The following is a 9,483-nucleotide window of genomic DNA, read 5'->3' as shown; positions in this document are numbered from 1 at the left end:
AAGAGGCGATTCGACAAATCGAAAAGCAGTAATCCGCGATCGCTGATTCACTTATTAATGAGAACCATCAACCATCACCCAATACAACCAATCTCCCTCAACATATCTAAATGCTTCTGTACAGGTGCTAGGGTATTCGCCGCAATCATCCCACTCGCCGCCACTGCGGGTAACCCAATTCCGGGAAACGTGGAATCGCCACAGCAGTATAATCCGGGTAGAGATGTACCCACTCCAGGAAAGAAACCCACCCCGGCGCAAATCGTCCCACCGTCAACTCTACCCCAAATCCCAGCGTAAGGACACTAAACCATACATCGAAACTAATAAACGGCATTTATCTAATGTCGTAATTAACCTGACGACCACTATCTTAGGAAATTCATCGATACTAATCTTGTATGATACTAGAAATTTATTTTAACATTGGACAAAGAGATGCTCGAAAAAGCACGCGATCGCAGCGAACAACCCGATTCTCGCCATGCGGTAACTGAACGTGGCAAATGTTACGAGATGGAAAAGAAATACGGCTGGACGTTGCTGCGAATTGAACGGACTGGAGATAATATACTCAAATACGATTGTGTGTTTGAGGGCAAAACGGAATTTCCTAATTACCTGGAGGATTAACCATGGGCAGAAAATACATCATCTTTCGTGCTGACTGGAGCGAGGAAGAAGGCGCTGAAAACCGGATACTTGCTCATACGGGAGCCATCACAGATATCCTAGCTGAACACTTTGACTCTTCGAGTAAACCGATTCCTGAACCAGGTTATCGCCTGAGAGAATACCACCGGATTGACAAGTTCGCCCAAAAACAATTCCCAGATGCTAGCACCCACAGCCGTATCGGAGATTGGCAAGTAACCCGGGTTGAAGAGTACAAGACAGAATCCCCCAGCAGTGATTTTGATGCAATTGTTGTCTGTTATTGCCAATACTCTCCCATCAGTACGGCGTTAGAACCATTGCCAAATATTCAAGGTTCCCAGACATTGCAGGAAGTTTAGCTTTATCGCCAAACCAGCCTATCTATCATCTAATACAACCAATCTCCCTCAACATCTCTAAATGCTTCTGTACAGGTGCAAGAGTATTCGCTGCAATCATCCCACTCGCCGCTACTGCGGGTAACCCAATTCCGGGAAAGGTGGAATCGCCACAGCAGTATAATCCTCCTAGAGGTGTACCCACTCCCGGAAAGAAACCCACCCCGGCGGAAATCGCGGGTCCATAAGAACCCCGATACCGTCGCAAAAACCGTTCATGGGTTAACGGTGTACCAACTAAGGTTAAATCACACCGCGATCGCACGTCGGGTATAATTCTTTCCAAGGCTTGCCACATCACTTGCGATCGCACCTGCTTTTGCTGTAAATAGGTATCACTATGGCGATCAAGTCCTTGCCAAAGTTCGTAAGGTTCATTCCCCGGCGTATATACATGAATCGTATGTTTTCCCGGTGGCGCCAGGGAGGGGTCAAGAATCGAAGGAATTGAGATCAACACCACATTTTGCGGCGCACTCACCCCTTTCTCCCAATCGTTGACCACAATATGGTGACAGGCTAAATCTGAACGTAATCCTTGGGCGTCAATCCCCAAATGCAGATGCATGAAACTCTCACAAGTGGGTGTAGCTTGTCGAGACTGGCGAAATTCTCTAGGAACCGCATCTTCAGGTATCAATTTCAGCGTATCCCAAACCGAGGCATTAGATACCACCCCCTGACGCGCCCGGATTTCCTCACCCCCGCGTAATCGCACACCAACCGCCCGATTATTCTCCACCAAAACTTGCTCGATATGAGCATTTAACCTCAGTTGACCCCCTTGTTTTTTCAGTCCCCGTACCAAGGCTTCCACGAGTGCGCCACTTCCCCCCACCGGATAATCTAAGACAACACCGGGTTGATACCAATCCGCAAACATAAACGCCATCTCTGCGGCGCTGGTTCCATTCGCTGGAAGTCCCGATAGGAGGAAACAGAGTAGATTTAGCCAGTTGCGTAAGAAGGGGTCAAATACCACATCATCTATAATCTGGCTAAAGGGTCCTGTCATCTTCATGACATTGAACCCATGTTGCCACATAGACGGCGCAAATCGCCCCACCGTCAACGCTACCCCCAAATCCCAGCGTACCGCCGCCGGGGGAATTGCGATCGCAGCTTGTCCCAACGGTGCCATTACCTGTTGTAATGAACGCCATTCCGCTACCGCCTGATTCCCGCGTAACTTTGCTAGTACGTCAGCAAATTGCGACGCCCCCACCGAGGTGTCAAAATCTCCTTCTGGTAAACAACATCCCCAGGTATCGTAAGTCAGACAGGGGAGTTCCTCACCAATCGCATCCAGAACTTGGCGTAAGGGATTCGGGGAAGGAGTATAGGATAAGCCAGAGTAAAGGGAAGGACCCGAATCAAAGGTATAACCGTTGCGGATAAAACTGTGTGCAGCCCCACCGGGAATCGAGTGGCTTTCACAAACCGTGACATCTAAGCCATAGCGGGAAAGCATTGCGGCGCAGCTTAGACCGCCGATACCACTACCGATAACAATAATATCTGGACAACTCATTGTAGATTGCGATCGCGAACTAATTGAGGGACTGGATGCCGAAGAGCAAAAGGTTCTTTTGTCAATACAATTAGGTATCTACCCGCTGACAATCACGAGTCACCTAATCCTTAAGTAATTATACCCAAGATCGAGGGGTGTTTTTAAATTAAACTAGACTAGGAGGATATATATCCTTAAAAATTGGCAAATTTTTATCCTGTTTTATTTTCGGGATTGTCATGAAGCAAGAAATGATGTTTAGTAAATTCGATTTATTAAGCTTTATATCTTTTTGTCTTATTTGCTCAGTTACATTTAATCAAAGTTCAGTCTTAGCACTTCCCCTGGAGGAAATCGACGATATTATAGACAGCATAAATGATGGAATTGAGAAAATTAATCGCACTGGGGAAACGATAGATGAAATCACAGATTTTCTAGGGATTGATGAAGAGGATGAAGATGATGAAGATGATCAGTCCAACAAAAAAGAAAAATTATTCAGACTCTATGCAACATGGTATAAAGGCTTATCTCCATCTGAACAAAGACTTGTTTCCTGGCTAACTTTAGAATATGCCAAGAATCAAGACATGACTTTCAACATAATTACTTCCCGTGAAGGGTTTTCAGAAAAGCCGCTTCAAGAACAGGCTAAAATTGGTCACATCTACCATACGTTTGATGCTATTTATAAGGCTGTCGAAGAAGATAAAAGTATTTTTTTCTCGTTTGCGTTTTGTGTAAATAGCGGTTCTGATAGTTGTCCAGTCAATGAATTATTATTGTGATGGTAACATCAGTTCTCATTAGCAGTCAAGTGATAAGTTTTTTGAATCAGCATCGTCAGGGATACCTCGAAGCCAATGTGGTCTGAATCAAGCCGCCGAGACTTGGCATTTCTGCCGCCAACTCTGCAAATCAGCTAAAGCGCGATCGCGATACGCCCCATACCGCTCTTTTTTCGCTTTAATCCGCACCCCTAACGGTGGTAAAATCCCAAAATTAGGTGGCATGGGTTGAAAATGTTTCGGTGACGCTGAACTAATAAACTCAAATAATGCCCCCATCATTGTCGTTGGCGGTAACGTAATCGGTTCCAATCCCAACACCAACCGCGCTGCATTTGTCCCCGCTAACCACCCCCCAGCGGATGCAGCAGTATACCCTTCCGTTCCCATTAATTGACCCGCCGCGAACATTGTCGGACGGCTTTTAAACTGTAGCGTGGGATACAGCAACTCGGGCGAATTAATAAACGTATTGCGGTGCATCACTCCCATCCGCACAAACTCGGCATTTTCCAATCCTGGAATTAACCGAAAGACTCGCTTCTGTTCGCCCCAACGCAGGTTTGTTTGAAACCCAACCATGTTCCACAACTGACCCGCCTTATCTTCTTGGCGTAACTGTACCACCGCATAGGGGCGTTTACTCTGATTTTCTGGGGCGCGAAAATCTCCCTGACGGCGATCAAATAATCCCACAGGCTTCAGGGGACCATAGCGCATCGTATCTTCCCCCCGTCGCGCCATTTCTTCAATCGGTAAACAGCCTTCAAAGAACTTTGCCGTTTCTTGCTCAAAATCCTTTAATTCAGCTTTTTCCGCCTGACACAATTCCTGCCAAAACCGTAAATATTCCTCCCGATTCATGGGACAATTCAGATAAGCTGCTTCTCCCTTGTCATATCGGGACGCCATAAACGCAATATCTTGATTAATCGACTCCCCAACAACAATCGGCGACGCGGCATCAAAGAAACTGAAATAGTCCATTCCAGTGAAGCGCTGCAAGTCTGTTGCTAAAGCTGGACTCGTCAGCGGACCTGTTGTCAGCACCACAACCCCATCTGGGGGAATTTGTAGCACTTCCCCCCGCCGTAACTCAATCAAGGGATGACTAGCCAGGGTTTCGGTCAAATCGTGGCTAAATACCCCCCGATCCACTGCCAACGCCCCCCCAGCCGGAACTGCATGGCTATCCGCCTTAGCGATAACAATAGAACCCAGACGGCGTAACTCTTCATGCAACAACCCCGCCGCGCGATCGCTAGATAGCGCCCCAAAGGAATTACTACAGACCAATTCTGCTAATTCTCCGCTATGATGGGCAGGACTCATCTGCACTGGACGCATCTCATGGAGTACCACAGACACACCCGCTTGGGCAATCTGCCACGCGGCTTCTGTACCGGCTAATCCACCACCAATTACCTGAATTGTCTGTTGTTCCATAATTTTTTTGTTGTCACACCTACTCCCAATTGACCAATGACCAATAACAACAAACCCCTAGTGAGATTTGATGGAGTGAATTCTGTTCGACTCTAGCCGTCTAACATGCTGGGGTCAATTAGAGTAATATCAAACGGGTCGAGTGGTCCACTTTTTTTGTCATCGGGCTTAAGTCGGTAGTATTTGGCACTCACGCCTGCACTACCGCCAAACATGACTTGATCGGCATCTTTAAGTTCATAACTACTAATTGGGCGACCATTAATCGAGATTTTATTGGTGCTACGTTGACCTTGGAGGTTCCCATCGACAATTTGGTAACGGTAGGAACCGTCATCGAGTGTCATCCGTCGTAACGTTGCGTGTTGGCGAGAGACAAACATGGAGAACAAGCGGATATCGCAACTTGGATCTCGACCAAGCGAATAGACTTCCGCTTCTAACTGAAAGACTCGGCGTCCTTTATCATCTTCCACCAGCAATAGATGCCTGTCTTGAGCATCTGAAGCCTCTGAAGACTGATTTGAGTCCTTGGGGGTGCTGTTATTTGCAGGTTGATGGAATTGAGAAGTTTCAGTTTGAGACATTTTTTTTATCCTTGGGTTTACCGAAGGCGGTAACAACGACAAGCGAATAACCCACAGTGGTTTGATCTAGTTTAACCATTGGGCGATCGCAACTCTTCGGGACAAGGGAGATAAGGGAGACAAGGGGACAACAGATATTTTAGCAGGTTAGGATTTGCAGCTACTCTACATTAGGCGTCCCCGGAGAACGCTCTAGAGAGCAGAAGAAATAAGACTGTGTTTCTTTCATGCTATATCGAAAACTACAGGACTGGCGACGCTTAAAAATTCAACCATTGTGACAGGGTTCCCGGAACGGGTAAGAGAATACTCACCAAAACAGTCAGCGCCAGCAATCCGGCAAAATCTCGCCCGTTATCCAATTCTGAAACATCATTCAACGCCGGTTCATCGACAACGGGTAGCAAGATTAATATAATCGCCCACAGGAGTAAATCGGGTTGTAGGAATGCCAAAACCAACATCAATAAGCGACTCAGTTGACCAATGGCTGCACCGGTTCTCTGTCCAAACATGGCGTGGATAATATGACCGCCATCCAGTTGACCGACGGGCATTAAATTAAACGCCGTGACGACTAACCCAATATACCCAGCCACAGCGACTGGATGCAGGTTGATTGCCATATCTGGCATAAATTGACTACCTAATGCCCATTTGCTAAGGACTGACAGCAATAGGGAAAAACGCGGATCTAAGGATTGGATATTCACCAATCCCGATTCCTCCGTCAACGGAACCGGACTAGAATGGGCTAACCCCCAGAACAGAAGGGGAAGGGCAACCAGTAACCCCGCCACCGGACCGGCAATGCCTACATCAAATAAGGCTTTGCGATTAGGTACAGGCGATCGCATCTGGATAAATGCGCCAAAGGTACCTAAGAAAAAGGGTATAGGGATAAAGTAGGGGAGAGTCGTCCGCATTTTGTAATACATCGCGACGAGGTAATGACCGAGTTCGTGAATCCCTAAAATTGCCATCAGTGCTAAGGCATAAGGCAATCCTTTGAGTAACGCCTCTGGGTTGGATTGCACTTGTTCGGGAGAAAGTCCGGCAATCTGAGTGGCACCCACCACAGTTGTGGTAAACAAGGTAATCACAAACAGCGCTAATGCTAGCCCCGGTCGGGTTAACTCGTCCTGCAACCGTTTCCCTCTAGACTGGGTGTAGGGGTTGGGAACCAGGGCAAAGAAGGGTTTCCCACTGAAGCTTTCCTGAAAAATCACAAAGAAGCGATCGCCAAATTCTGCCTCAACATTTTTCCGCACTGTTTTGTAAGCCGCATCTGGATTCGTGCGGAGTTTACCCCGACATAAAACCGCTTGGGGACGATACTCCAGATTTTGGAGATAGTAGACCCCCCAAGGAAAGCAATTTCGCAGTTCCGTTTCTTCCTGCTTGGTTATTGGACGTAGCCCTAACTTTCCAGCCGCCTGGGAAACGGTTGATCCAGTCGCTGAGTTTTGAGAGGGTGTCGGCATCCGGTTCATCGTGGTAACCGAGTACCTGCCAATAAAGTAGGCAATGAAAACAAGTAAAATTAGGAGTAACCAGAGTTCCATGATGTACAGATACCCATTCGTAATAAAAGCAAAATCTTGACCCAGATGAGTCGGATTAGTCCAAGTGGCTAATGATTACAGACCAATCCGTATTGTGCAACCTGATTTGTATTAAACGGATCATCGTGTTTTTCGTTCCAGATCGTCGCCCAATCTAAAAGCTACTGTGTTCAAATCCCCACGCCTAGTCCTTAATCACATTTTCGCATTTCCACCCAATCGTGACACCTTAGGAGGTACAGCTTATTTCATTGTAGAGAATGGGACTGGGGTGTTGATTGATTGTCCAGCTTGGCATGATGGCACTCACCAATTTTTGCGGGATCACGGCGGTGTCTCCTGTCTGTTCATTACCCATCGCGGCGGTATTGGCAAAGCCCAGGAGATTCAGGAAGCCTTTGGCTGTAACCTGGTGATTCAAGAACAAGAAGCCTACCTGCTACCCAGCGCCCAAGTTACCCCCTTTGAGCGAGAGTTGACAATTTGCGATCGCTGTACTGCCTTATGGACACCGGGTCATTCTCCGGGTTCAGCTTGCCTTTACTACAACCAGGAAGGGGGCGTATTATTTTCTGGACGCCATTTGCTACCGAACCCAGAGGGAGAACCTATACCGTTACGAGTGTCAAAAACATTTCACTGGCAACGGCAACTTCGCAGTCTCCAGTCTCTCCTCGATCGCTTTACACCAAACACCTTGAGTTATATTTGCCCGGGGGCAAACACTGGAGCACTCCGAGGGAAAGGCGCGATCGATCATGCTTATCAACGGTTGTCTCAAATTGACTTAGTTTGATGGTGTAGGGGCGGGTTTCACTATTATCGTTTCCTCCCTCACCCCGATGTCACTAAACCCGCCCCGACTAAGTTTTGACGGCTCGGATCAGCTCTAATTTAATTTTTGCTTCCCCTGAGATCCTGAGACGGGCGGGTTTAGTTCAGTTATCGGTTGGGTCAAAACGTTATTGGTAAAACCCGCCCCTACAGAATCGGCTTCCAGGCTCCCCCCGCTCCCCCAGCTCCCCCAGCTTCCCCTGCTCCCCATCTGTAACTTATGCGGCTTTAGTGGCGAGGACAGAATCACCCGTTAACAATTCCACGGCGGCTTGATATTGTCGATCTGAGGCTGTACCGACACGAGTCACAGGCATCGGATCGAGAGAAACTTCCCAATCCGGGGTAATTCCTAATTTGTTGATATCTCGATGATTGGGAGTCTCGTACTTGGCAACGGTTACGGCTAACCCTGATCCATCGGATAAGTCAAATAAGGACTGAATTAACCCTTTACCAAAGGTTCTTTCCCCGACAAGTTGCGCTCTACCATTGTCTTGAAGTGCGCCCGCTAAAATTTCACTGGCGCTGGCACTTCCCTGGTTGACTAATACAACTAAAGGTGCTTCTGTAATTGCCTGTCCAAAAGCATCAAAACTGCCCATCATGCCATTGCGATTAACGGTATAGACAATAGTGCCACGATCTAGCCAGAGACGAGCAATTTCTAAACCCGCCTGCAATAAACCGCCGGGATTATTCCGCAGATCGAGAATATAAGCATTTGCTCCTTCTTGTTCAAGTTGGTTAATGGCATTAGCGACTTCCATGGGCGCATTGGCACTAAATTGGGTTAAGCGAATGTAGCCAATGGGGATGTTGTTGGATTCAGAATCGAGTGCGGCATAAACTGGATTGAGGGCAATGCGATCGCGCACCAGTTCAATCACCCTAGGTTGCTCGTCCTTACTCTGAATTGAGAGGGTTACACTTGTGCCAACAGGTCCACGCATCCGGGCGGCAGCTTCATCAAGGGTTAAGGTGTCTGTGGTTTCGCCATCAATTGCCACAATGCGATCGCGCGGTTGAATTCCGGCTTCCTCGGCGGGAGATCCAGCGATGGGCGCGACAACAGCTAATTGACCAGTTTCATCATCCAGGGCAATTTGTAACCCCACACCCGAAAGTTCACCCGATGTATTCACCTTGAGACTGCGATATTGACTCGGTTTAAGCAGTCGCGTGTAGGGGTCATCCAGGGTGGCTAACATGCCCTGAATCGCCTTGTAAGTGGCATCACGGTTCTCTAAACCTTTCTTAAGGGTATTCTGGCGCACCAGCCACCAGTTTTGCTCGTTAAAGGAGTCATCCACATAAGCTTGCGAGACAATCCGCCACGCTTCGGAAAATAGTTGTTGTTCTTGAGTCGATGCTGAAGCTGAGGGAGTCCACCCCACCCATAGCAGGACAATTTGGCAAAGGATTATCAGTCCAACCCAGAATGATCGTTTTGGCATAACTCAACAAAAATTAACGCTAGGCTTTGATGCTCTCATCTATCTAGTTTGGCAAAGTCTGAGAAAATAAGTGTGCCAACTGCACAGTTTTCCGAGGGAGCTGGGGGAGATGGGGAGCTGGGGGAGCTGGGGAAGCTGGGGAAGCGATTTCCTCAACAAAGGACGAATGACCAATGACGAATGACCAATGACAAAGGACTACTCTTGTCAAGTTATGTTACATTTCTCATAGAGC

Annotated in this window: 9 protein-coding genes and 1 pseudogene; 4 read left to right on the top strand and 6 right to left on the bottom strand. The window is 47.6% G+C overall.

Annotated features, from left to right (window positions below; genetic code table 11):
* Nucleotides 1-74: 74 nt before the first annotated feature.
* Nucleotides 75-272 (bottom strand): annotated as a pseudogene (locus ACLFWI_RS20190) (carotene isomerase); the annotation flags it as partial.
* A 166-nt stretch (nucleotides 273-438) separates the two neighbouring features.
* On the opposite strand from ACLFWI_RS20190, the gene ACLFWI_RS20185 reads away from it, so the two are divergent.
* Nucleotides 439-633, top strand: a complete 195-nt coding sequence (locus tag ACLFWI_RS20185; protein ID WP_446414399.1) for a hypothetical protein — start codon at nucleotides 439-441, stop codon at nucleotides 631-633.
* Between the two features lie 2 nt (nucleotides 634-635).
* Nucleotides 636-1,016 carry a hypothetical protein gene (locus ACLFWI_RS20180; RefSeq protein WP_446414398.1) on the top strand — a complete coding sequence of 127 codons (381 nt, stop codon included), beginning with the start codon at nucleotides 636-638 and terminating at the stop codon, nucleotides 1,014-1,016.
* A 25-nt stretch (nucleotides 1,017-1,041) separates the two neighbouring features.
* Here ACLFWI_RS20180 and ACLFWI_RS20175 read toward each other — a convergent pair whose 3' ends face one another.
* Nucleotides 1,042-2,586 (bottom strand): phytoene desaturase family protein, encoded by a 1,545-nt coding sequence (locus tag ACLFWI_RS20175; protein ID WP_446414397.1) that lies wholly within the window; start codon nucleotides 2,584-2,586, stop codon nucleotides 1,042-1,044.
* A gap of 221 nt (nucleotides 2,587-2,807) precedes the next feature.
* Between ACLFWI_RS20175 and ACLFWI_RS20170 the strand changes: the two genes are divergently transcribed.
* A complete protein-coding gene (locus ACLFWI_RS20170) occupies nucleotides 2,808-3,359 on the top strand; it encodes a hypothetical protein (RefSeq protein WP_446414396.1) in 552 nt (183 codons plus the stop codon).
* A gap of 87 nt (nucleotides 3,360-3,446) precedes the next feature.
* Here the strand turns inward: ACLFWI_RS20170 and trmFO are convergent, their stop codons facing one another.
* From trmFO to ACLFWI_RS20155, 3 genes are all read right to left on the bottom strand, one after another.
* Complete coding sequence (gene trmFO / locus ACLFWI_RS20165; RefSeq protein ID WP_446414395.1) at nucleotides 3,447-4,805, bottom strand: FADH(2)-oxidizing methylenetetrahydrofolate--tRNA-(uracil(54)-C(5))-methyltransferase TrmFO; 1,359 nt, start codon at nucleotides 4,803-4,805, stop codon at nucleotides 3,447-3,449.
* 92 nt (nucleotides 4,806-4,897) lie between these two features.
* Entirely contained in the window at nucleotides 4,898-5,392 is a 495-nt protein-coding gene (locus ACLFWI_RS20160; protein WP_446414394.1) for an FHA domain-containing protein, read from the bottom strand.
* Between the two features lie 260 nt (nucleotides 5,393-5,652).
* Nucleotides 5,653-6,957 (bottom strand): site-2 protease family protein, encoded by a 1,305-nt coding sequence (locus tag ACLFWI_RS20155; protein ID WP_446414393.1) that lies wholly within the window; start codon nucleotides 6,955-6,957, stop codon nucleotides 5,653-5,655.
* Between the two features lie 166 nt (nucleotides 6,958-7,123).
* On the opposite strand from ACLFWI_RS20155, the gene ACLFWI_RS20150 reads away from it, so the two are divergent.
* The gene (locus ACLFWI_RS20150) at nucleotides 7,124-7,753 is read left to right on the top strand and encodes an MBL fold metallo-hydrolase (RefSeq protein ID WP_446414392.1); all 630 of its coding nucleotides are present in this window, start codon (nucleotides 7,124-7,126) and stop codon (nucleotides 7,751-7,753) included.
* A gap of 256 nt (nucleotides 7,754-8,009) precedes the next feature.
* Here ACLFWI_RS20150 and ctpA read toward each other — a convergent pair whose 3' ends face one another.
* Complete coding sequence (gene ctpA / locus ACLFWI_RS20145) at nucleotides 8,010-9,248, bottom strand: carboxyl-terminal processing protease CtpA (RefSeq protein WP_446414391.1); 1,239 nt, start codon at nucleotides 9,246-9,248, stop codon at nucleotides 8,010-8,012.
* Nucleotides 9,249-9,483 lie beyond the last annotated feature (235 nt).

Source organism: Coleofasciculus sp. (genome assembly GCF_046539235.1).
Classification (GTDB): domain Bacteria; phylum Cyanobacteriota; class Cyanobacteriia; order Cyanobacteriales; family Coleofasciculaceae; genus Coleofasciculus.
This window is presented reverse-complemented; position numbering and strand designations above follow the sequence as displayed.